General features: G+C 71.6%; 21 protein-coding genes. 11 read left to right on the forward strand and 10 right to left on the reverse strand.

Annotated features, from left to right (window positions below):
* Position 1 precedes the first annotated feature (1 nt).
* The 4 genes from J1792_RS08230 to J1792_RS08245 all read right to left on the reverse strand — a co-directional run bounded on the left by J1792_RS08230 (position 2) and on the right by J1792_RS08245 (position 3,827).
* Positions 2-844 carry a sulfurtransferase gene (locus J1792_RS08230; protein ID WP_086569303.1) on the reverse strand — a complete coding sequence of 281 codons (843 nt, stop codon included), beginning with the start codon at positions 842-844 and terminating at the stop codon, positions 2-4.
* Between the two features lie 464 nt (positions 845-1,308).
* Positions 1,309-2,019, reverse strand: a complete 711-nt coding sequence (locus J1792_RS08235; RefSeq protein ID WP_086569305.1) for an LmeA family phospholipid-binding protein — start codon at positions 2,017-2,019, stop codon at positions 1,309-1,311.
* A gap of 181 nt (positions 2,020-2,200) precedes the next feature.
* Entirely contained in the window at positions 2,201-3,529 is a 1,329-nt protein-coding gene (locus tag J1792_RS08240) for a hypothetical protein (RefSeq protein ID WP_086569307.1), read from the reverse strand.
* Between the two features lie 10 nt (positions 3,530-3,539).
* Positions 3,540-3,827 carry a MoaD/ThiS family protein gene (locus J1792_RS08245; protein WP_242645802.1) on the reverse strand — a complete coding sequence of 96 codons (288 nt, stop codon included), beginning with the start codon at positions 3,825-3,827 and terminating at the stop codon, positions 3,540-3,542.
* A gap of 165 nt (positions 3,828-3,992) precedes the next feature.
* Here J1792_RS08245 and J1792_RS08250 point away from each other — a divergent pair, with 165 nt between their 5' ends.
* The 7 genes from J1792_RS08250 to J1792_RS08280 all read left to right on the forward strand — a co-directional run bounded on the left by J1792_RS08250 (position 3,993) and on the right by J1792_RS08280 (position 13,372).
* A complete protein-coding gene (locus tag J1792_RS08250; RefSeq protein WP_179198868.1) occupies positions 3,993-5,726 on the forward strand; it encodes an ABC transporter ATP-binding protein in 1,734 nt (577 codons plus the stop codon).
* On the forward strand, positions 5,723-7,750 hold the full coding sequence (locus J1792_RS08255) for an ABC transporter ATP-binding protein (protein ID WP_372446079.1): 2,028 nt from the start codon (positions 5,723-5,725) through the stop codon (positions 7,748-7,750). Before J1792_RS08250 ends, J1792_RS08255 begins: the two co-directional genes overlap by 4 nt.
* Positions 7,751-8,152: 402 nt before the next feature.
* Positions 8,153-8,992: a response regulator transcription factor gene (locus tag J1792_RS08260; protein ID WP_086569309.1), complete on the forward strand. Its 840-nt coding sequence runs from the start codon at positions 8,153-8,155 to the stop codon at positions 8,990-8,992.
* 24 nt (positions 8,993-9,016) lie between these two features.
* Positions 9,017-10,042 (forward strand): LacI family DNA-binding transcriptional regulator, encoded by a 1,026-nt coding sequence (locus tag J1792_RS08265; protein WP_086569311.1) that lies wholly within the window; start codon positions 9,017-9,019, stop codon positions 10,040-10,042.
* Positions 10,043-10,156: 114 nt separating this feature from the next.
* Entirely contained in the window at positions 10,157-11,161 is a 1,005-nt protein-coding gene (locus tag J1792_RS08270) for a S1C family serine protease (protein ID WP_086569313.1), read from the forward strand.
* An 85-nt stretch (positions 11,162-11,246) separates the two neighbouring features.
* Entirely contained in the window at positions 11,247-11,981 is a 735-nt protein-coding gene (locus tag J1792_RS08275; RefSeq protein WP_086569315.1) for a response regulator transcription factor, read from the forward strand.
* Positions 11,978-13,372, forward strand: coding sequence for a sensor histidine kinase (locus tag J1792_RS08280; protein WP_086569317.1), 1,395 nt, complete (start codon positions 11,978-11,980; stop codon positions 13,370-13,372). Before J1792_RS08275 ends, J1792_RS08280 begins: the two co-directional genes overlap by 4 nt.
* Before the next feature lie 17 nt (positions 13,373-13,389).
* On the opposite strand, the gene J1792_RS08285 is transcribed toward J1792_RS08280, so the two are convergent.
* Positions 13,390-14,607: an LmeA family phospholipid-binding protein gene (locus J1792_RS08285; protein ID WP_207246906.1), complete on the reverse strand. Its 1,218-nt coding sequence runs from the start codon at positions 14,605-14,607 to the stop codon at positions 13,390-13,392.
* Between the two features lie 433 nt (positions 14,608-15,040).
* Between J1792_RS08285 and J1792_RS08290 the strand changes: the two genes are divergently transcribed.
* Positions 15,041-15,472, forward strand: coding sequence for a hypothetical protein (locus J1792_RS08290; protein ID WP_086573135.1), 432 nt, complete (start codon positions 15,041-15,043; stop codon positions 15,470-15,472).
* Positions 15,473-15,515: 43 nt separating this feature from the next.
* Here the strand turns inward: J1792_RS08290 and J1792_RS08295 are convergent, their stop codons facing one another.
* The gene (locus J1792_RS08295) at positions 15,516-16,424 is read right to left on the reverse strand and encodes an EamA family transporter (protein WP_086573134.1); all 909 of its coding nucleotides are present in this window, start codon (positions 16,422-16,424) and stop codon (positions 15,516-15,518) included.
* 69 nt (positions 16,425-16,493) lie between these two features.
* Here J1792_RS08295 and J1792_RS08300 point away from each other — a divergent pair, with 69 nt between their 5' ends.
* Positions 16,494-17,357, forward strand: a complete 864-nt coding sequence (locus tag J1792_RS08300) for a LysR family transcriptional regulator (protein WP_086573132.1) — start codon at positions 16,494-16,496, stop codon at positions 17,355-17,357.
* 37 nt (positions 17,358-17,394) lie between these two features.
* On the opposite strand, the gene J1792_RS08305 is transcribed toward J1792_RS08300, so the two are convergent.
* Positions 17,395-18,291: an MBL fold metallo-hydrolase gene (locus J1792_RS08305; RefSeq protein ID WP_086573131.1), complete on the reverse strand. Its 897-nt coding sequence runs from the start codon at positions 18,289-18,291 to the stop codon at positions 17,395-17,397.
* 153 nt (positions 18,292-18,444) lie between these two features.
* The gene (locus J1792_RS08310; protein ID WP_086573129.1) at positions 18,445-18,834 is read right to left on the reverse strand and encodes a VOC family protein; all 390 of its coding nucleotides are present in this window, start codon (positions 18,832-18,834) and stop codon (positions 18,445-18,447) included.
* Positions 18,835-18,943: 109 nt separating this feature from the next.
* Here J1792_RS08310 and J1792_RS08315 point away from each other — a divergent pair, with 109 nt between their 5' ends.
* Complete coding sequence (locus J1792_RS08315) at positions 18,944-19,585, forward strand: TetR/AcrR family transcriptional regulator (RefSeq protein WP_086573128.1); 642 nt, start codon at positions 18,944-18,946, stop codon at positions 19,583-19,585.
* Positions 19,586-19,626: 41 nt separating this feature from the next.
* Here J1792_RS08315 and J1792_RS08320 read toward each other — a convergent pair whose 3' ends face one another.
* Positions 19,627-20,160 (reverse strand): GNAT family N-acetyltransferase, encoded by a 534-nt coding sequence (locus tag J1792_RS08320; RefSeq protein WP_207246908.1) that lies wholly within the window; start codon positions 20,158-20,160, stop codon positions 19,627-19,629.
* Between the two features lie 78 nt (positions 20,161-20,238).
* A complete protein-coding gene (locus J1792_RS08325) occupies positions 20,239-20,439 on the reverse strand; it encodes a hypothetical protein (RefSeq protein WP_207246909.1) in 201 nt (66 codons plus the stop codon).
* Between the two features lie 346 nt (positions 20,440-20,785).
* Here J1792_RS08325 and J1792_RS08330 point away from each other — a divergent pair, with 346 nt between their 5' ends.
* A complete protein-coding gene (locus J1792_RS08330; RefSeq protein ID WP_207246910.1) occupies positions 20,786-23,326 on the forward strand; it encodes a hypothetical protein in 2,541 nt (846 codons plus the stop codon).
* Positions 23,327-23,345: the final 19 nt, after the last annotated feature.

The raw sequence follows: 23,345 nt of genomic DNA on the forward strand, positions 1-23,345 counted from the left end.
GTCAGTTGGCGCCGAGCTCGATCGGCACGCCGACGAGCGAGCCGTACTCGGTCCAGGAGCCGTCGTAGTTGCGGACGTTCGGCCGGCCGAGCAGCTCGTGCAGCACGAACCAGGTGTGCGCGGAGCGCTCGCCGATGCGGCAGTAGGCGATGGTGTCCTTGGCGAGGTCCACGCCCGCGCCCTCGTAGAGCTCCTTGAGCTCGTCGTCGGACTTGAACGTGCCGTCGTCGTTGGCCGACTTCGACCACGGGATGTTGCGGGCGCTCGGCACGTGGCCGGGGCGCTGCGACTGCTCCTGCGGGAGGTGCGCCGGGGCGAGCAGCTTGCCGCTGAACTCGTCGGGGGAGCGGACGTCGACGAGGTTGAGGCTGCCGATGGCGGCCAGGACGTCGTCGCGGAAGGCGCGGATCGAGGTGTCCTGGGGCTGGGCCCGGTACTCCGTGCGGGGGCGCTTGGGCACCTCGGCGACGAGGTCGCGGGAGTCGAGCTCCCACTTCTTGCGGCCGCCGTCGAGGAGCCTGACGTCCTGGTGGCCGTAGAGCTTGAAGTACCAGTAGGCGTAGGACGCGAACCAGTTGTTGTTGCCGCCGTAGAGGACGACGGTGTCGTCGTTGGCGATGCCCTTGTCGGACAGCAGCTTCTCGAAGCCGGCCTGGTCGACGAAGTCGCGGCGGACCGGGTCCTGGAGGTCGGACTTCCAGTCGATGCGGATGGCGTTCTTGATGTGGTTCTTGTCGTACGCGGAGGTGTCCTCGTCGACCTCGACGATGACGGTCTTGGGGTCTTCGGCGTCGATGCGGGCCTGGACCCAGTCGGCGTCCACCAGGACGTCACTGCGGCTCATGCTGTTCTCCTCCGGGGCAGATGGGGGCGCCCCCACGCCCGGTCAGGGCCATGGGGGAGGATGCGCGCCAGCGTGTGCGGGGTGCGCGGCGGTCGATCGAGCGCGGCGCCGCGCAACGGGTGATGCGGGTGGTGCGGGGAGGCGGCCGGAGAGGCCGGAAGGAAACCGGAAGAACGGCTTCCTGTCAGACACGGCGACACAGCATGGCGGCAACGCGGCACAGGTCGACTGCCCGCCGCTTCGTCAGATCCGCCTGTCGCTTCATAGGGGCGATCGTAGGGAGGGCGGCGGGCCCTGTCACGAGGGCGCCAGATAGTGAGACGTTTAATTCCGCATTTTGGGACCGGTCGAACGCCCGAATGGCCCCGCGGACCCCTCCGGGGCCCGCGAGGCCCGGAATCCGGCCCCATGGACTGATGTACGGACGCGAGCGTCTCGGAACGTGGGACCAGGGGCCGTCCGGCTCAGCCGGCCAGGTTGACGTCCGTCCCGGTCAGCGTGACGTCCACGCCGGTCGGCGTGGTGACCACCTTGTCGAGCTTGAGGCCCTTGGGCAGGCCCGTGAGCTGCCGGTCGAAGTCGGTCTTCGCGCGGACCGCCTGCTCCACCCCCGGAATGCCCTGCGCCGGGACCTCGTCGGCCCGCACCCGGATCGTGGTGCCGTTCACCACGGTCACCGTGGAGACCACGCTGCGCGTGACCGGCTGGCCCATCACCGGGACCGTGCCCGTCACCTTCACCTGGCTGCGGCCGGAGCCGTCCTTGCCGCCGTAGGCGACGCTGACGCCGGGGTCGGCCGTGGCCTTGGTCAGGTCCTCGTAGGAGATGTGCGCGGTGCCCGTCGCGCGGCCCGCGATCGCGGAGGTGAAGCTGCTGTCGACGCGGACGTCGTGCAGCTGGGCGTCGAAGCCGCTGACCTTGATCGAGCGGTCGCCCGCGTTGGCGGTGATGCCGCCGTCGAGCGTGATGTCGACCTCTTCGAGCTCGGAGCCGGCGACCTGGGTCAGGAAGGGGAAGCCCTTGATCGAGACGCTGGGGGTGCCGGAGAGGCCCTGGCTGCTGCGGATCTTCTCGGCCGCCTGGTTCTCGGCTATGTAGACGGCCGCCCGGTCGGCGGCCACGAACAGGCCGCCGAGGACTATGGCGACGATCAGAGTTATCCGTAGAGCGCGCACGGCTGTCGGTCCCCCCACAAGTAGATCGGCAGGCCGGTCGGCCCGGTTCGGGTCAGGCCGCCCTGGCCTGCCCCGCGAGCCTAACCGGGCCGATCGGACAAACGCCGGGCCGGTTACGTAACTCCTCTGTAACCGATCCGGCGCGTGTTGATCATTATTGATCAGTAGGGGAAGTGGTCCGTCAGCCCAGAGCCCTGCCCAGCACATAGACGGCGGGTGCCGCCAGCGCCAGCGGCAGGGCGACGCCCGCCGTCATGTGCACGAAGCGCGAGGGGTAGTCGTAGCTCGCCACCCGCAGGCCCACCAGGGCGCACACCCCGGCCGCCAGGCCCAGCAGCGCGCCCGTGGCGCCCATGCCGGTCAGCTGGCCGCCCGCGATCCCCGCGCCGGCGGCCGCCACCAGGGCGACGACGGGAGCGGCGAGCGACGGCAGCGGCAGGGCCCGCGCCAGCACGGCCGCGGCCACGCCGGCCGCGCCCACGACCACGGCGTCGGGGTCCGCCGCGAGGTGACCGGCCGCCACCACCGCGAGGGCCGCCGAGGCGGTGGCCGCCGTCAGCCCGTACAGCCGCTCGTCGGGCGAGGCGTGGCTGCGCAGCTGAAGGACGATGACCAGCAGAATCCATACGCCCAGCGTGCCGAGCAGGACGGTCGGCGCCTTGCTCGCGTCCGTGGCCAGCAGTGCCGCGTCGGCGACCACGCCGCCCAGGAACGCCAGCGCGATGCCCTGGCGGGCGGGCCACATGCCGTTCAGCCGGAACCAGCCCGCCGCCGTGACCGCCTGCAGCAGCACCACCGGCACGGCCAGCGCGGCCTCCGCCAGCGGAGCCGCGGCCGCCAGCAGCGCCGCCAGCACGGCCGTGATCAGCGCCGGCCGGAAGCCGGGGGAGACGATCTGCGCCCGGCCCTCGGCCTTCGCCTTCTCGGCGGCCGTCAGGGGTCGCTCGGCGACGGGCGCGGGCTCGGCGTCCAGCTCGGGGTGCGAGGGGTACGACAGCGCGGCCGCGGACGGGGGCATCCCCGCCACGGGCATGGGCTCCGCCACCGGCGCCGGGGTGCCGGTGGAGTGGTACGGCTGCGGCGTCTGCGACCGCGGTGTCTGCGGCTGCGGCCGGTCCCAGGCCGCGGCGCCCGTGCCGCCGCCGGGCCACGGCGCGTCGTGCGCCGGCTCGGCGACCGGCGCCGGCTCCGCCTGCTGCCAGGCCCGGGCGTCCCAGCTCTGGGTCTGCCAGGTCTGCGTGTCCGGCTCGTCGTGCGCCGTGAAGCCGTGCTGCGGCTGCGGCCACGCGGGGGCGGCGGGCTGCGCGGGGGCCTGGTGCTGGTGCGGTGCCTGGTGCTGACCCTGGGAGTGGTGCGGGTCCTGGCCCTGGGGGTCGTAGCCGTAGTCGTACGCCGGCGGGGCCTGCCCGTCGGCCGCCTGGGGGTCGTAGGGCGCGTAGGGCTCGTACGGCGCGTACGGGTCGTGCCGCTCGTACGGCTCGTACGGATTGTGGTGGTGCTGATCGCTCATGCTGCCGGGGTCACCCTCCTGCGAAGGGCGGGAGCACCTCGACCGTGCCGCCCTCGGCCAGTTGGACCGTCGAGTGGTCGCGCGTGCCGACGGGGTCGCCGTCCACGAGGAACGAGCAGCGCGAGAGCACCCGCGCGAACTCCGGCTTCCCCTCGTGCCGACCACGGGCCGCCGCGAGGGCGTCCGCCAGCGTCGACGCGGCGTACGGCTCCTCGGGCGTGCCGGCGGCGGCCTTGGCCGCGGCCCAGTACCGGATGGTGCCGGCCGGTGGTACCGGCGGCCCCGGCTGTGCCGGCAGCCGAGCCGGCCGCGCCGGTCGTGCCGTGTGTGTCGTCGCCACGGCGACCCCTTCCGTTCTTTCCGGCATCTTGCCGTCCTCCATGATGACGGGTGCCGCGCGGGGCGCGGTCCCCAGCCGTTAAAGGTGGGGCCGTGCGGAGGGGTGCTCGCATAGGCTGCCTGTGTGCTGGTACGACTTCTCCGGGCTTATGTGCGGCCCTATTCCGGAGCGATCGCGACGGTTGTTCTGCTGCAGCTCGTGCAGACGCTCGCGACGCTTTATCTGCCCACCCTCAACGCGGACATCATCGACAAGGGCGTCGTCAAGGGCGACACCGGCTACATCCTGGGCACCGGCGGGCTGATGCTCGCCGTGACCCTGGCGCAGATCGTCTGCGCCATCGGCGCCGTGTACTACGGCGCCCGTACGGCCATGGCGGTCGGCCGTGACCTGCGCGGCGAGGTCTTCGACCGCGTGCAGTCCTTCTCCTCGCGGGAGATGGGGCAGTTCGGCGCCCCCTCGCTGATCACGCGCACCACCAATGACGTCCAGCAGGTCCAGATGCTGGTGCTGATGACGTTCACGCTGATGGTCTCGGCGCCGATCATGTGCGTCGGCGGCATCGTGCTGGCGCTCCAGCAGGACGTGCCGCTGTCGGCGCTGCTGCTGGTCATCGTGCCGGTGCTGGCGACCATCGTGAGCGTGATCATCTGGCGCATGCGCCCGGTCTTCCGGGGTGTGCAGGACCGTATCGACGTCGTCAACCGCGTGCTGCGCGAGCAGATCACCGGCATCCGCGTCATCCGTGCGTTCGTCAAGGACACGCACGAGCGGAAACGATTCCGTTCCGCCAACGACGACTTGATGGACGTCTCGCTGCGGGCCGGCCGGCTGATGTCGACCATGTTCCCGTCCGTGATGCTGGTCGTGAACCTCTCCTCGATCGCCGTCGTGTGGTTCGGCGGCCACCGCATCGAGGACGGCGGCATGCAGATCGGCGCGCTCACCGCGTTCCTCAGCTACCTCATGCAGATCCTGATGGCCATCATGATGGCCACCTTCATGTTCATGATGGTGCCCCGCGCCGAGGTGTGCGCCGAGCGCATCCAGGAGGTGCTGACCACCGACTCCAGCGTGGTCCCGCCGCTCGCGCCGGTCACCGAGCTGCGCCGCCGCGGCCACCTGGAGATCAGCGGGGTGGAGTTCCGCTACCCGGGCGCCGAGGAGCCGGTCCTCAAGGACGTCTCCCTCGTCGCGCGGCCCGGCGAGATCACCGCCGTCATAGGCTCCACCGGCAGCGGCAAGTCCACGCTGCTGGGCCTGATCCCGCGCCTGTTCGACGCCACCGCCGGAGCGGTCCTCCTCGACGGCCAGGACGTGCGCGAGCTCGAGCCGGTCCTGCTGTCCGACGCCGTGGGGCTCGTACCGCAGAAGCCGTACCTCTTCTCCGGGACCGTGGCCTCCAACCTGCGCTACGGCCGTCCCGAGGCCACCGACGAGGAGCTCTGGCAGGCGCTGGAGACCGCGCAGGCCCGTGACTTCGTCGAGGCGATGGACGGCATGCTCGACGCGCCCATCGCCCAGGGCGGCTCCAACGTCTCGGGCGGCCAGCGCCAGCGCCTGGCGATCGCGCGGGCCCTGGTCCGCAAGCCCGGGATCTACCTCTTCGACGACTCCTTCTCCGCCCTCGACTACGCCACCGACGCCCGGCTGCGGGCGGCGCTGGCCGACGAGACGCAGGACGCGACGGTGCTCATCGTGGCGCAGCGGGTCTCGACGATCCGCGACGCCGACCGCATCGTGGTCCTCGACGGAGGGCGCGTCGTCGGCACCGGCACCCACACGGAACTGATGGGGACGAACGAGACCTACCGGGAGATCGTGCTCTCCCAGCTCACCGAGGAGGAGGCGGCGTGACGTCCCCCGACAAGCCGGGCGGCGGGCCCGGCGGCAAGCCCGGCGGCGACGCCCAGGGCTCCGGCCAGGGCGCCGGGCAGCGCAGAGGACCGGCCCCCGCGGTCGGCATCGCGCGTTTCATGGGCGGACAGCCGACGGAGAAGTCCATGGACTTCCGCGGCTCCGGCGGCCGCCTGCTGTCCCTGCTGCGCCCCGAGCGCACCGTCATCGCCGTGGCGCTCTTCCTGGGCGTCGCGAGCGTCGCGCTGAGCGTCGTCGGGCCCAAGGTCCTCGGCCACGCCACCGACCTGATCTTCGCCGGTGTCATCGGCCGGCAGTGGGACTCCGGTCTCTCCAAGGCCCAGGTGCTGGAGGGGATACGGCAGCGGGGCGACGGCAAGATCGCCGACCTGCTCTCCGGCGTGGACTTCACCCCGGGCCAGGGCATCGACTTCGACGCGGTCGGCGGGGTGCTGCTGTGGGTGACGCTGATCTACGTCGGCGCCTCGCTGTTCACGTTCATCCAGGCCCGCATCGCCACCAACGTCGTCCAGCGGGCGGTCTTCCGGCTGCGCGAGGACGTCGAGGAGAAGCTGGGCCGGCTGCCGCTGAGCTACTTCGACAAGCAGCAGCGCGGCGAGGTCCTCTCCCGCGCCACGAACGACATCGACAACATCGCGCAGACCCTGCAGCAGACCCTCAGCCAGATCATGACCTCGCTGCTGACGATCGTCGGCGTGCTGTCCATGATGTTCTGGATCTCCTGGCTGCTGGCGCTGGTCGCGCTGGTCACCGTCCCGGTCTCGATCCTCGTGGCGACGAAGATCGGCAAGCGGGCGCAGCCGCAGTTCGTGGCGCAGTGGAAGTCGACGGGCACGCTCAACGCCCACATCGAGGAGATGTACACCGGCCACTCGCTGGTGAAGGTCTTCGGCCGCCAGAAGGAGTCCGCGGAGACCTTCCGCAAGGAGAACGACGACCTCTACGCCGCCGGCTTCAAGGCGCAGTTCATCTCCGGCATCATCCAGCCCGCGATGATGTTCATCGGCAACCTCAACTACGTGCTGGTCGCCGTGGTCGGCGGCCTGCGGGTGGCGAGCGGCTCGCTGTCGATCGGTGACGTGCAGGCCTTCGTCCAGTACTCGCGCCAGTTCAGCCAGCCGCTCACGCAGGTGGCGTCCATGGCCAACCTGGTGCAGTCGGGCGTCGCCTCGGCCGAGCGGGTCTTCGAGCTGTTGGACGCCGAGGAGCAGTCCCCGGACGCCGCCGACGCCATCGTCCCGGAGCGGGTGCGCGGCGAGGTTTCCTTCGAGAAGGTCTCCTTCCGCTACGAGCCGGACAAGCCGCTCATCGAGGACCTGTCGCTGACCGTGCGGCCGGGTCAGACGGTCGCCATCGTCGGGCCGACCGGCGCGGGCAAGACCACGCTGGTCAACCTGCTGATGCGGTTCTACGAGGTGGGCGGGGGCCGCATCACGCTCGACGGCACGGACACCGCCGCCATCTCGCGCGAGGAGCTGCGCTCCCACATCGGCATGGTGCTGCAGGACACCTGGCTCTTCGGCGGCACGATCGCGGAGAACATCGCCTACGGCGCCGCCGACGACATCTCGATGGACAAGATCGTCGAGGCGGCGCGGGCGACCCACGTCGACCGCTTCGTGCGCACCCTGCCCGACGGCTACGACACGGTCATAGACGAGGAGGGCTCGAACGTCAGTGTGGGCGAGAAGCAGCTGATCACCATCGCCCGCGCCTTCCTCGCCGAGCCCGAGATCCTGATCCTGGACGAGGCGACGAGCTCGGTCGACACCCGCACCGAGGTGCTCATCCAGCAGGCCATGGGCCGCCTGCGGACCGGCCGCACCAGCTTCGTCATCGCGCACCGCCTGTCCACCATCCGGGACGCCGACGTCATCCTGGTGATGGAATCCGGCCGGATCGTGGAGCAGGGCACGCACGACGCGCTGCTGGCGGCGGGCGGCGCGTACGCCCGTCTGTACGAGGCGCAGTTCGCCCAGCCGGTGGCGGAGGAAGTGCGCTAGGCGCCGTACACACGCACCGAGCGACCGGGGGGCTTCCGTTTCGGAGGCCCCCCGTGCCGCTGGCCGGACGGGCCTGCGCCGGGGCAGACTGGTCCCATCCGAGAGCCGCGGGGAGCCGTCAAGAGTGGGGTGCGATCACCACTCGAAGTGATCGACGAAACACAAGGTCGTGCAAAATCGTCGGCACCTCCGAAAGTCGGGTGGGTTATTCTGCTGGGCAGAGAGGATCCGGGCAGAGTAGCCCCCGGGTCCTTTTGTGCATTCGGACGACGAGCAGTGCCCCAACCGTCCTCGCAGGGACCGAGGAGGAACCGACGTAATGGGCGAGCGAAGCGCACGACAAGAGACCGATCCCCGTGCCGGCCGTACGGGGCCGACGACGACCGAGGCGGGTGGCGGCCGATGAGCTCCCTGCTGCTCCTGACCAACGCGCTCCAGCCGTCGACCGAGGTGCTGCCCGCGCTCGGCCTGCTGCTGCACAGCGTGCGCGTGGCCCCCGCCGAGGGCCCGGCCCTGGTGGAGACCCCCGGCGCCGACGTCATACTGATCGACGGCCGCCGTGACCTGCCGCACGTCCGCAGCCTCTGCCAGCTCCTGCGCTCCACCGGCCCCGGCTGCCCGCTGCTGCTCGTCGTCACCGAGGGCGGCCTGGCCGCCGTCACCGCCGACTGGGGCGTCGACGACGTCCTGCTCGACACCGCCGGACCCGCCGAGGTCGAGGCCCGGCTCCGGCTGGCCATGGGTCGCCAGCAGATCACCATGGACGACAGCCCCATGGAGATCCGCAGCGGCGACCTCTCCGTGGACGAGGCGACCTACAGCGCCAAGCTCAAGGGCCGGGTCCTGGACCTGACCTTCAAGGAGTTCGAGCTGCTGAAGTACCTCGCCCAGCACCCCGGCCGGGTCTTCACCCGTGCCCAGCTGCTCCAGGAGGTCTGGGGCTACGACTACTTCGGCGGCACCCGCACCGTGGACGTCCACGTACGGCGGTTGCGGGCCAAGCTCGGCCCCGAGCACGAGTCGCTGATCGGCACCGTCCGCAACGTCGGCTACCGCTTCGTGGTGCCCGAGAAGGCGCCGGAGAAGGCGTCGGGGAAGTCCTCGGAGAAGCCCTCGGAGAAGGTGCCGGAGAGGATCGACCGCCCGGGGGACGGGTCCGCGGCGAAGGACGCCGACGGGCGGGCCCGGCCGGGGGCGGCGGAGCGTGTCGAAACCGAGGCCGTACGCCCGGTGAAACGGTAGGTGGACCCGCGTAGACTGCCGCGCGTGGCCAAGGTGACGCGGGACGATGTGGCGAGACTTGCGGGGACGTCGACCGCGGTCGTCAGCTATGTCATCAACAATGGACCGCGTCCGGTGGCGCCGGCGACGCGGGAACGGGTGCTGGCGGCGATCAAGGAGCTGGGGTACCGCCCCGACCGGGTCGCCCAGGCGATGGCGTCGCGACGGACGGACCTCATAGGCCTGATCGTCCCTGACGCGCGCCAGCCCTTCTTCGCGGAGATGTCGCACGCGGTCGAGCAGGCGGCGGCCGAGCGCGGCAAGATGGTCCTCGTCGGGAACTCCGACTACCTCGACGAGCGCGAAGTGCACTATTTGCGCGCTTTCTTGGGTATGCGCGTCTCGGGCCTGATCCTGATCAGCCAGGGACCGAGCGAGACCGCGGCGCTGGAGATCGACGCCTGGGACGCCCGCGTGGTCCTGATGCACCGCAGGCCCGACGCCATCGACGACGTGGCCGTGGTCACGGACGACGTCGGCGGCGCCCAGCTCGCCACCCGCCACCTCCTCGAGCACGGCCACCCCTACGTGGCCTGCCTCGGCGGCACGGAGGAGACCCCCACGGTGGGCGACCCCGTCACCGACCACGTCGAGGGCTGGCGGCGCGCCATGCGCGAGGCCGGCAAGTCCATCGAGGGCCGGCTCTTCCCCGCCCCGTACAACCGCTACGACGCCTACAAGGTCGCCCTCGAGCTGCTGGCCGGACCCAACCGGCCGCCGGCCCTGATGTGCGCCACCGACGACCAGGCCATCGGCGTCCTGCGCGCCGCCCGCGAGCTGCGCATCGACGTGCCGGGCGAGCTGGCCGTCGCCGCGTTCGACGACGTGAAGGAGGCGGCCCTGACGGATCCGCCCCTGACCACCGTCGCCTCGGACCGCCAGGCCATGGCCCGCTCGGCGGTGGACCTGGTCCTGGACGACGGGCTGCGGGTGGCCGGCAGCAGGCGCGAGCGCCTGAAGCAGTTCCCGTCCCGGCTGGTCATCCGCAGGTCCTGCGGCTGCGGCGGCTGACGCCGCCCGACGGGCAGGGGGCAGGACGGTGTTTATCCGGTACGAACGCGCTTTTGCTCACCTTTTCAGGGCGCACTCAGACTGTTCTCATGAACCCGGAGCACAGTCATAGACATGACGGAAACCCCTGACGCCCACCAGCAGCCGCAGCCACGGCCCTACCCGGCGCCCCCGGCGTACGCCCCGTACGCCCACGTCGCCGGGCCCGCACCGGCCGCGGCGCCGGAGCCCCACGCCCACCGCGCGCCCCGGGCCCGCCGCCCGGTGACGCTGATCGCGGCCTGCGCCCTCGTCGCGGCCCTGGTCGGCGGCGGCTCCGCCGCGCTCGTCGGCGAGCTGACCGGCGGTTCCCACGGCGGCGACCGGGCCACGCCCGTGCAGAACGTCTCCGCCAAGGGCAGCGGCGTCGCGGCCGTGGCGGGCGCCGTCAGCCCCAGCATCGTGGAGATCAAGGCCGCCACCGGCACCGGTCAGTCCACCGGCTCCGGCGTGATCGTCACCGGCTCCGGCGAGGTCGTCACCAACAACCACGTCGTCTCCGGCGCCGACACCGTCCAGGTCACGCTCAGCGACGGCACGGCGAAGACCGCCAAGGTCGTCGGCACCGACCCGGACAAGGACCTCGCCCTGATCAAGATCCAGGGCGGCAAGGGCCTCAAGGCCGCCACCCTCGGCGACTCCGGCAGGCTCAAGGTCGGCGAGCAGGTCGTCGCCATCGGCTCCCCCGAGGGCCTCACCGGCACCGTGACCAGCGGCATCATCTCCGCCCTCAACCGCGACGTCACCGTCTCCAAGGAGGAGGGCCGCGGCAAGCAGCAGCGCGGCGTCCCGCAGTGGCCGTTCGAGTTCGGCGGCAACCAGTACAACGGCGACACGGGCTCGTCCAAGACGACGTACAAGGCCATCCAGACGGACGCCTCGCTGAACCCCGGCAACTCCGGCGGCGCGCTCATCAACATGAGCGGCGAGATCATCGGCATCAACTCGGCGATGTACGCCTCCGGTTCGGGCAGCGGCTCGAGCGACTCCGCGGGCAGCGTGGGGCTCGGCTTCGCCATCCCGGTCAACACCGTCAAGGCGGACCTGGCCAAGCTCCGCGCGGGCGGCGTCGGCGGCTGAGCCGCCGGACCCGTTCCCGCCGACCGGTCGCGTGCGACGCTGAGAGCGTCCGCCGCCCATGACGCACACCCGTGAGGTACCGCCGATGAGCCCCGCCGAGCACGGCGACCAGCCCGCCCGCATCCTGATCGTGGACGACGAGCCCGCCGTCCGCGAGGCGCTGCGCCGCAGCCTCGTGTTCGAGGGCTACGCGACGGAGTCCGCCGTCGACGGGCTGGACGCGGTCGAGAAGGTGGGGACGTACGACCCGGAGCTGATCGTCCTGGACGTGCTGATGCCGCGCATGGACGGCCTCACCGCCGCCCGGCGGCTGCGCGCCTCCGGGGTGACCGTGCCGATCCTGATGCTGACCGCACGCGACACCGTGGGGGACCGGGTCACCGGACTCGACGCCGGCGCCGACGACTACCTGGTCAAGCCCTTCGACCTGGACGAGCTGCTGGCCCGCATCCGCGCCCTGCTGCGCCGCAGCTCCTACGCGGCGCCCGCCCAGGCCACGGCCGACGCCCGGACGCTCGCCTACGCCGACCTGCGCATGGACCTGGCGACCCGCGAGGTGACGCGCGGCGAACGCCCGGTGGGGCTGACGCGCACGGAGTTCACGCTGCTGGAGCTGTTCATGGCCCACCCCCGGCAGGTGCTGACCAGGGAGCAGATCCTGAAGTCGGTGTGGGGCTTCGAGTTCGAGCCCTCGTCCAATTCGCTGGACGTGTACGTGATGTACCTGCGCCGCAAGACGGAGGCGGGTGGGGAACCGAGGCTGGTGCACACCGTGCGCGGGGTGGGATACGTCCTACGAGCGGACGGCGGAGCCGAATGATCACGAGATTCCGGCGGCTGCCGCTGCGCTCGCGGCTGGCGCTGCTGACCGCCGCCGCCGTGGCCGTCGCGGTCGCCGTCGCGGCCATCGCGTGCTGGCTGGTCACCCGGCAGGAGCTGGAGCACCAGCGGGACACGACGCTGACCAGCGTGCGGGCGGACGACACCACCGTGAAGGGGCTGCTGCGCAGCTGCGGCACCGCGCCCACCGGCCCGTCCGCCCTCTTCCGCCCCTACACGGTGCAGATCATCACGAGCGAGGGCTTCATCTGCAGCACGGTCGGCACCTCCCCGATCAAGGTGGAGGCCGACGACCTCCTCGTCGCCCGGCAGCAGCGGGGGCAGGCGCTGCACGACGCCCGGGCGGACGACGGCACCTCGATGCGCGTCGCCACGTCCCCGGGCCCGGTGCCCGGCACCGCCGTGTCCATCGCGCAGCCGCTCAGCGAGATCGACCGGCCGCTGAACGCGCTGGCCATCGTGCTGGCGGCGGTGGCCGGGTTCGGGGCCCTGGGGGCCGCGACGGCCGGACTGTGGGTCGCCCGGGCCGGGCTCAAGCCCGTGGACCGGCTCACCGGCGCCGTCGAGCACATCGCGCGCACGGAGGACCTGGCCGTCCGCATCCCCGTCGAGGGCGAGGACGAGATCGCGCGGCTCTCGGCGTCCTTCAACGCCATGACCGCCGCCCTCGCCTCCTCGCGCGACCGCCAGCAGCAGCTCATCGCGGACGCCGGGCACGAACTGCGCACCCCGCTGACGTCGCTGCGGACGAACATCGACCTGCTGGTGCGGAGCGAGGCGACCGGCCGGGCGATCCCGGCGGAGGACCGCAAGGAGCTGCTGGAGAGCGTCACGGCGCAGATGGCCGAGCTGGCCGGACTGATCGGCGACCTGCAGGAACTGTCCCGCCCGGACGGCCCGAGCGGCGGCGGCCCGCTGCAGGTGATCGCGCTGCACGAGGCCGTCGGGCGGGCGCTGGGCCGGGCGCGGCTGCGGGCCGCCGGAGCGGACCTGTCGATCGACGCGGAGCTCGGCAGCTGGTACGTACGCGCCGAACCGGCCGCGCTGGAGCGGGCGGTGGTCAACCTCCTGGACAACGCCGTGAAGTTCAGCTCTCCGGGTGGTGTGATCGAGGTGCGCCTGGTGAATGGTGAACTGACCGTTCGCGACCACGGACCGGGCATTCCGGCCGACGAACTCCCGCACGTGTTCGACCGTTTCTGGCGCTCGCCGACCGCCCGCAGCCTGCCCGGCAGCGGCCTGGGCCTGGCCATCGTCGCCCATACGGTCCGGCAGGCGGGCGGCGAGGTCACGCTGGCCCCGGCCGAGGACGGCGGCACCATCGCCTCCGTCCGGCTGCCGGGCGCGGCGACGGAGCCGCCCCGGCTGTGAGCCGTGGCGTTCTGGTCTTATGAGCCGATCGGCAGCCCGGCGGCCGTCAGCTCCACCCGGATGCCGTCACGCTGCACCGTCACCGCGTGCAGGTGCAGGTCGTCGGCCTGTTTCGGGAGGCGGAAGGACAGCGCGAGCCGGTCGGCGAGCGCGGGCGGCTGGAGACGGGTCAGGGCGGTGATCAACTGCGGGTCGATGCCGAGCCGTTCCAGCAGCCAGGGGTTGTCGAGCACCACGTCGACGAGATTGACCTTCGTGAGCCGCTCGACGAAGCGCGGCGCGCCCGTCAGCTCGTGCAGCCGCTCCTCGCTGCGCAGGGCGAGGGCGACGTCCTCCTCGCTCACCCCGAGCCGGGCGGCGATGGCCGGCACGGACAGCAGCGCCTTCACTCGGGCGGCGTCGCGGCTGAGGAGCTCGGCCGCCTCGGGGTGCAGGGTGAGCGTGCGGCCCTCGCCCGGACCGGGCCGGTAGGTGGCGACGCGGGGGAGGTCCAGGCTCATGTCATCGACGGCGGTGGAGACGGCCCGGTCGCCGTCGCGCCGCAGCCGGGCCCGGGCCCGCAGGACCAGATCCTGCCCGGCGACGGACAGCCGCCCCTTGGCGCCGATGGTGTTGCCGCCGAGGTCGCTGAATCTGACCTGGGAGGCGCCGAGCTCGCGGTTCATGTCGTCGAAGGCCAGCAGGACGTTGCCCTCGAGCCGGCCGACGACGGCCCCGTGGATGCCGGCCGGCAGGCTGCCGGTGAGCCGGATGTCGCGGGCGCTCGCCCGCACCTTGGCGAGCGAGACCCGGTCGGCGGCGACGTCGGGGACGGTGACGTCGACCTGCCGCAGGCGCTTGGTCAGCACCTGGGTGAGGAAGGGGAACCCCCGGATGTCCACCTGCGGCTGGGCCTCGAGGTGCAGCGCCTGCTGCAGCTTCTGCTGGGCCTTCTTCTCGGCGTACATCACCGCGCAGCGGTCCGCGAGGAGGAGGAAGGCGGTGCCGAAGAGGAGGGCGAGGAGGAGCTTGGTGGCCCGGCGGTAGGTCCGCAGGGGGCTGGGCGGGCGGCCTCGGCCGCGACCGCGGCGTTGTCTGCGGGCGGCGTGCCGGCGGGGGCGGGGCGCCGGCGGCGGTGACGGTGGCCGGGGGTGGTCCGGGGACCGGTTCGAGGACCGGATCGGCGACTTCGTCGAGTAAGAGGGGCGGTTCGACGGGTTGCTCGTACTCGGGGTCGGCGAATGACACCAGGTCATCGTGGTGGCCGGTGGGGTGGGCGGATATGCCGGTGGGGGTCCGCATCGCTCTATCCCAACACGGCGAATGCCCTCGAACGCAAGGGTTACTCCCGGTACTTGCGGATTACTTGCACCGGTTCGAACGTGCGTCTTAGCATCAATACGAGCAAAAAGCGGGGCGGTTTTCGGCCGTTGGGCCGGTGTTTTCCCCCTCCGCCGACCGGGCCCTCTAGCGTGGCCCCATGACACGCGCTCGGGGGAGTCGCGACGACCACGCGACATGTGCGGCGGCGGTGGGCCCGAATGAAGGCTCGAATGTGCTCGAATCTCTGCGCGAGCACCCCATAGGATTCCACATCAAGATCAATAACTCGCGAACGCCGTTGTCGCCCGAATCGTCGTAGACCCCGACGAGGCGGGCCGGGACGGCGGCGCAGGGGAGGGAATCCTGATGACGTCATCCCGTTTCGGTCGTCGCGCCGCGGGCGCCGCGGCCGCCGTCGTCCTGGCCGGCGCCGCCGCGCTGACCAGCGCGTCTCCGGCTGCCGCCAAGGGCTACGACCTGGCGTTCGACAGCGGCTCGCCGACCGGACAGAACGCCCTGGCGGCGAAGGTCACATACTCGTGCGACGAGCACAACGACAACGCGCTCGTCGTCAACGCCACCAAGCTCAACGTCACCGGCCACGACGAGTCGAACGCCGCCGGACTCATCAAGGCCGACAAGCTCACCTGCGACTACACCCGCCACAGCACCACGGTGACGCTGCGCACGCAGACCGGCTCGCGGTTCGCGAAGGGCGACCGGGTGAAGTTCACCGTCTTCTACTTCGACGGCGACGGCTTCATCTCCTTCAAGCAGGACAAGGTCGTCGCCCTCTAGCCGTCGCCCTGTCGCCATGGGCGGGCGGTTCCGGGCGATTCGCTCACCGTTTGCCCGTACGCACCGCGCCCGCGCTCGCCGTGACCACCATGGCGATCGCGGCGCACTGCGGCAGCGACAACCCCTGGCCCAGCACCAGATAGCCCGCCAGCGCGGCGACGGCCGGCGCCAGGGCCGTCAGCACCGCGAACGTCGCGGTGGGCAGCCGACGCAGGGCGAGCAGCTCCAGGGCGTAGGGCACGCCCGAACTCATCACCGCGATCGCCAGGCCCAGGCCGAGCACCGCCGGTTCCAGCAGCGTCCCGCCCGATGTGCCGGCACCGAGCGGCAGGGCGACCAGCGCGGCCACGGTCATCGCGATCGCCAGACCGTCCAGCCGCGGGAAGCGGGCGCCCGCACGGGCGTTGAGCACGATGTACGCCGCCCACATCGCCCCCGCGCCCAGCGCGAAGGCCACACCCCCGGCGTTGAGCTCGCCGAAGCCGCCGCGGCCCAGCAGGAAGACCCCGGCCAGTGCGAGGGCCGCCCACAGCAGGCCGGCGACGCGGCGCGAGGCGACGACCGACAGCAGCAGCGGCCCGAGCACCTCCAGGGTGACCGCCGCCCCCAGCGGGATACGGTCGATCGCCTGGTAGAAGAGGATGTTCATGCCGCCGAGGGCCAGGCCGAACGCGCCGGCCACCGCCCAGTCCGCGCGCGAGTACCCCCGCAGCCGGGGCCGGGTGACGACCAGCAGCACCAACGCGGCCAGCGTCACCCGCAGCGCGACCGTGCCGAGCGCCCCTGCCCGCGGGAACAGCAGCGCGGCGAACGCCGACCCGAACTGGACGGACACCGTCCCGGCCAGGACGAGGCCGACGCCGCCGAGCGTGCCGCGCCCGGCTGCATGGCGAAGGACGACGGGCGCTGCCGCCGTCGCGGAGGAGGTGGGTGCGTGCGCGGTGGATGTCATGCCCCCACGCTAGAAACCCGGCCACGCCCGTGGGAAATGCCTCTTGCCGTGCGGTTATGCTTCCGAGGCATGACCATCGAGCTGCGGCACCTGCGGGCCTTCCTCGCCATCGCCGAGGCGGGCACCATCACTCGCGCCGCTGCCCGCCTCCACCTCACCCAGCCGGCGCTCTCCCGCACCCTGCGCCAGCTCGAGGACCACCTGGGCGCCCGCCTCGTCGACCGCTCCACGCACCACCTCGAACTGACCCCCGAAGGCCGCACCTTCCGCGGCCGGGCCCAAGCCGCCCTCTCCGCCGTCGAGACCGCCCTCGACCCCCGAGGGCTGACCAACCGGCCCCTGCGCCTGGGCCACACCTGGGCGGCGCTCGGCGACCATACCGTCCCCCTGCTGCGCCGCTGGGACGAGACGCACCCCGGCATCCCGCTGGAACTGCTCCGCGTCGACGACCGCACGGCCGGTCTCACCCAGGGCAAGGTCGACGCGGCCCTGCTGCGCGGTGCGGTCACCTCGCCCGGGCTGCGCACCGAGCCGCTGCTGTCGGAGACGCGGGTGGTGGTCATGCCGGCCGACAGCCCGCTGGCGGAGCTCCCCGAGGTCACCCTGGCGGACCTCGCCGACCGTCCGATCGCCCTCAACACCGTCTCCGGCACCACGACCATGGACCTCTGGCCGCCGGCGGCCCGGCCCGTCGCGACCATCGAGGTGACCAACACCGACGAGTGGCTCATGGTCATCGCCGCCGGCCGCGCCGTCGGGGTCTCCACGTCGGCCACCCCGAGCAACCACATGCACCCCTCGCTGGTCTACCGCCCGCTCGCGGACGCGCCGACCGTCCCCGTCGTCCTCGCCTGGCGCGAGGGGCTGGGACACCCGGCCCTCCCCGACCTGGTGGCCCTCGCCCACCGGATCCTCGCGACGGGAAAGCCCTGAGCCCTTTGTGGCGGTGGCGCGTTGTCGTGGTGGCGCGCTACCAGCGCAGGGCGGTGAAGTCGACGGGCTGGGGCTCGAGCGCCTGGGTGCGCGCCGTCAGGCCTCGCAGCCGCCGGGCCATCTCCGGCGCGGGCAGCCGCTTGCGGTCGCCGTGGCCCGGCAGTACCCACTCGAAGCGCAGCCTCTCGGCCGTACGGGCCAGGGAGGCGGCGAGCTCCGTGATCGAGTACCAGACCACGCTCTCCGCCACCTCCAGGTCGCCCGTCGTACGCGACCAGTAGAAGCTGTCGCCGGTGAAGCAGTACCGCTCGTCGGCCACGTAGAGCACGCTGCCGAGCGTGTGCCCCGGGAGCGGGTGGACCACCACCCCCTCGGCGATCTCGACGGGATCGGTCCCGCGCAGAACGTGGTCGGCGTCGGGGGACGCGTCGAGGTCGCCCTCATGGATCCACAGCCGGGCGCCGAACCGGTCCGCGTACTGGCGTCCGTGCGCCGCGTGGTCCCGGTGGGTGAGCAGGACGTCGGTGACGGGCCCGGCGCTCGCCGCCTCGTAGCGGTCCGCCAGGGCGGCGCTCCAGCGCGGGGTGTCGATCATCATCGTGGTGCCGGACGGCCGCCGCAGCAGATACGCGTTCGCGGCGGCGGTGTGGGGCGAGTTGTGCCCGCAGAGGGAGACGGTGTCGTCGAGGGCGAGGGGGAACGGGTCCAGGGCGGGGTCGAGGCGGTGTTCGGTGTGGCGGATGGAACGGGTGTGGCAGGCGTACGCCGCCGTGTGCAACTGCCGCACCTCCTCCTCGGTGCGCGGCTGACGGACCACTTCGGCGCGCCCGTCCACCTCCGCGATGAGGTCCGGCGCGAGCTGCCGGGCGACGTCGCAGTTGGTGCAGCGGGAGTCGACGTACCAGCCGGTGGCCGGGGCTGACTCGATGTTCACGGGAAGCTCCTCCTCGGCGTGCGGGTCGCGTGGTGGCCGCACGCACCACTCAGTGATAACTCCCGCCGTCCGCAAAGAGGAAGAGCCGCCCGCCTTGTGCTTTACGCCCCGATCGTCTCTCTCCGATCGGCCGCGATCAGCCCGGGCTGCCGGTCAGGCGCCGGCCGGGGTCACCCATTCGACGAGCTCGACCACGACTCCGTTGGGGTCGGTGACCAGGAAGAGCCGCTCGCCCCAGGGCTCCTCGCGCAGCGGCATCGTGATGGTGACGCCCTCGGCGCGCAGCCGGCGCTCCTGCTCCTCGATGTCGGTCACGGTGAACACCACGATCAGGCCGGAGGCGCGCTGGTCGCGCTGCTCGACGGGCAGTACGGGTATGCCGCGCCGCAGCAGGACCAGGTCGACGGCCGTGTCCTCGCGGGACAGCGAGACGAAGCCGTCCGCGGCCATGACCTCCGCATAGCCGAAGTGCGTGATGAAGAAGTCCCGGGAGGCGGCCACGTCGTCGACGGTCAGGGACACGGCGGAAGCGGTGATGTTCATGGGGCTCCTCGGATTCGTGCACGCTGAGCAAACTTGCTACCGACGTAAACTTAAGCCAAGCGCAGTGGGTGCGTCAAGCGAAAAGATACGTCGGATGTAAGATTTCTCCATGCGCAGCGAACCCATGGGCCTCCGGGAGTCCAAGAAGCAGGAGACCCGGCAGTCGATCTCCGCTCACGCGACCAGGCTCTTCATCGAGCAGGGCTTCGAGAGCACCACCATCGCCGAGATCGCCGCCGCGGCCCGGGTCGCGAAGAAGACCGTCACCAACTACTTCCCGCGCAAGGAGGACCTGGCCCTCGACCACCACGAGGAGTTCGTGACGAGCCTGGCCCAGGCCGTCGCCGACCGCGACCCCGGCGAATCGGCGCTGGACTCGCTGCGCCGCGCCTTCGACGGCGCCGTCCAGGACCAGGACCCCGTCGCGGGCTTCGCCGGCCCCGACTTCTCCCGCATGATCGCCGACAGCCCGACCCTCACGGCACGGGTTCGCGACCTCCACGACCAACGCGAGGAAGCCCTCGCCCAGGCCCTGGCGGCCGCCACCGGCGCCGACCCCGGCGACATCGTCCCCAGGGCCGCGGCGGCCCAACTCGGCGCCGCTCACCGGGTCCTGTTCCAGCGGATCCAGGAACTCACCCTCGCCGGGTGCGACAACGCCCGGATCGCCGTCCACGTCGCCGCGGACGCCGCCCGGGTCTTCGGGCTCCTCGAGCCGTCCCTCGCCCACTACGCCACCCGGGCCGAGTGACCCGCCCGAGGCCGGAACGGCCCTGATCCCGCCCGGTTCCGCTACCTGCCCGGTTCCGGCCGGCCGAGCCGCTTCTCCAGCCAGGCCACGTCCCAGAATGCGCCGAACTTCCGCCCGACCTGCTCCATCACCCCGGCCGGGCGGAAACCGAATCGTTCGTGCAGTCGCATGGACGCCGCGTTGGGCTGGGTGATGCCCGCGTACGCCCGGTGGACGTCCTCGGTGGCGAGGGCCTCGAAAAGGGCGTCGTAGAGCAGACCGCCGAGGCCTCGGCCCGTATGGCCGGGGGCGAGGTAGACGCTGGTCTCGACCGACGTCTCGTAGGCCTGCTTGTCGCGGAAGGGGCCGCTCGTGGCGTAGCCGAGGACCGTGCCGGCCTCCTCGGCGACCAGGAGCCGGTGGCGGCCGGTCGCGGGGTGGGCGTCCAGCCATGCGCGGCGGGCGTCGACGTCGACGGGGGCGATGTCGAAGGTGACGGGCGTGTGGACCACGTAGTGGTTGTAGATGCCGGTGAGGGCGACGAGGTCGTCGTACACCCCCGGCCGGACCCGTATCGCCGTCGTGCCGTCGCGCATCGGTGCTCCCTTGCCCTCGTCCTGGCGCCGGACGCTACCGGGAGTCTGTTACGCGTACGTGTCGGACATCGCTGGCGGCTATCCGAGATCCAGCGGGTCCGGAAGCGAGATCACCCGGCTGCCCGCCACGTCGAGATCGATGGTGCCGTCGGCGTGGGCGTCCACCAGGATCAGGTGGACGTCGACGTCGGCCTGGGCCGGTGCCGCCAGCATGGCGCCGGCCACGCAGAGCAGGGCGGTGGCGGTGAGGGTGGTCAGGGCGCGGTGGAAGAGTTTCATGCGGTGCTCTCTACCGGCGTGGAACCCCTCCCAAGCCTCCTCCGCGCACGAGCGCCACCCCGCACCCCCACGCGCCCTGCCGCCACCCCTCCCCGCCCGGATCAGGCGTCGTCGCCCCGGAGCGACGCCGGGCGCGGTCGATTTGCCGGGGCGGGGATCCGTAGAAGACTGGAAGTGACGACCCGAGCGGTCGACCCGGGTGAGTTGGGGGGTCGACATGTCTTCTCGGCCGGAGAGACACGCCGCCACCGAGGCTTCGCTGCTGCCGGTTCCGCGTGTGAAGCGAGCGGCGGTTCTGACGGGGCTCGCTGCCCTGGCGTTGTTGTTCGCGGTGCACGCGGTCGGGATGCGAAAGCCCGCCTGGCACGTCACGGGTGACTGGTGGGGGCCTTTCGAGGGGCTTTTCGCGTTCGTGATGCAGTGCGTCGCCGGGGTGGCGCGCCTGGTGACGATCGGCAAGGACGGGGCGCCGCTGAGCGTGCGCTTCGGGTGTCTGCTGCTCCTCCTGCTCACGTTCGTGTTCTGGCGTCGGTGGATGCTCGCCCGCAACGCGCACCGGCCCGGTCCGGTCGATGTGCAGAAGCTCGTCGCGTCGAGCCCGGAAGTCGAGCAGGAACTCGAGGGGTTGACCGCCCAGCTGCGCAAATATCTTTCGGAGACCAATCTCTATCCGCCGAGCGCCCTGCCTGCCGAAACCCCTGCCGAGAACTTCATCGACCTGCTCGGGGACGTGGACCTCGAACCGAAGAAGTTCGGCACGAGTCTGCTCCGGCTCTTCAGCCGGCTTCGACCCAAGATCGCCTACACGGTGCGCGGGGTGTTGCGGGCCCGGGCCCGCGAGCCGCGGTGCGGGATGACCATCACGGTCACGTCCTATGCCATGCGGGGCAGCCGTACGGAGACGCTGTGGGGCGATACGTGGGACGACGTGGTGAGGACGGGCGGGAACTGGGTCATGGCCGCGATCGTGCCCGTGACGCGGGCGGGCAGGCGGCCGCCCTGGCAGGAATGGCACGGGCGGGACCTGGATCCCGAGTTGTTCGCCGCCTATCAGGAGGGGCGTCGCCTCAGCAGGGAACGGAAGTTCGACGACGCCCTGGACCGCTATTACGCCGCTCTCCGGCTCGACCCCTCGAACCTGTACCTGCGCACCCAGATCGCGGGCATACAGGAGAAGCTCTGGCTGCACCTCGACGCTCTTGAGACGTACTACGGTGCGATGCTGCTGGACGGGTGCACGAATCGACAGCGGGAACAGCGTCTGGCGATGAGATACGGCGACCCCCGGCGATTCTTCCGGAGACGGTACCGGTGGTGGAGCAAAGGCCTGTTGGAGGTCCGGTACCGCTACGCCGTCGTTCTGGGTGTCGGCGAACAGACCGCCCGGCAGTGGTGCGTGAGTTCTTCGGACAACGGCCACTTCCCACGGCGGGCCTGCGCCCGTGACCAGATCCGCGCAGCGATGGCGCCGGCCTTCGCCGACCGCTACTGGCGGGCTTTCAGAGGATGGACCAGTGGCCGGACGGAGGCGACGGAAAGGGAAAGGATCACGGCCTGGCTGATGGAAGCCCTCCAGGAGGAGCGGGCGACGTGGCTCGTACGCCTCATCTTCCAGCGTGCCTGCCTCGAGGAGATGCGACAGCTCGCCCGGGACTCGCCCTGGGCCACGCTGCTCCCCTTCGTGGGCGCGCGACATCGGGGAACCCTCACCCGGGCCTCGCTCCGGCTCAACGTCAAGGTGTGGGCGCCTCTGCGGCTGTCCTGGGCGTACTACGAGAGGGACGGGCCGCGCGGCCCGGACGGGAAGATCAGGCCCTTGGCGGCAGCGTCGTCGACGCCGGCGTGGATCGGCGACGTGCGTACGCTCGACCAGCGGGTCCAGCACCTCCTCGACCGGCCGATACCCCACTGGCTGAAGCGGCGGCTCCCGCGCCCCCGCAGGCCCTGGCAGGACAGCTACAACGCGGCCTGCGTCTACGCCGCCGCCATGGGCCACCCGAAATTCTCCAAGGACGGTGAACGGCTCGCGGCCCTGGCCGTGGAAGAGCTCGAGGACGCCGCGAGAACGGGCAGGAGCGGTTCCTACTCCCTCAGACGCTCGTGGCTCCTGATCCAGGACCCCGACCTGACCGAACTGCGCCGTAGCCCGCGGTTCATTCGGTTCGAGCGGGAGACCTACCCCCACGCCTTTCCCGACCACAAGCGTCCCGAAAAGCCCGTGGCGGCCGAACTCAGGGCCTATCACCGTCGGCTTCTCCAGAACGCGGCGAGGGTCATGGAGCACACCTGGCGCGACAGGGGTAATCAGCTGCTCACCGGAGCGGACACGGTGGCCCACTGGTTCAGCAGCGACCGCGAGGCCTGGGAGTGCGTCTACCAGCTCGTCAGGAACGGCGGCAACGACTGGCGTGACCGGCAGAGACTGCTGCGGGTGATACGGGACATCGCCGTCGCCGACCTGCCGATCCGGCATGGGCTGCCGCCTGGTCTGCCCGAGCTGGACGACCTTCTGGACGAGGCCTCGTGGGCCGACCCCGCCGGGGCCGAGGACCGGGTCGTGACCACCACGCGGACGACGGAGGAGCGCCTTGAACACGTGAGGTGGGACCTTGAGCCCGACGAGAGGGAGGCGGACTGGGCGCCCGAGCTCTCCCCGATCCGGTGCAGCGAGGAGTGGTACGCCGCCGTGAGGAAGGACCAGGACGTCTCGCGGCTGCCGACGCGGCGCGCGGCCTGGCAGGTGGTGTGCCGGGACTACGAATGCGCATGGCGCGCTCTGGACGATCAGCTCGACCCGTACGGGGATCCCGCGGCTCTTCTCCGGGCGCTGAACGGCTTCCGGAGGCCGCGGCGGGCCGCGTACGGTCTCACCGCCGCTGAACCGTGAGGCACCCGCTCGCCGCGCG

Origin of the sequence: Streptomyces triculaminicus (genome assembly GCF_017349075.1) — a bacterium.
Lineage (GTDB): Bacteria > Actinomycetota > Actinomycetes > Streptomycetales > Streptomycetaceae > Streptomyces > Streptomyces triculaminicus.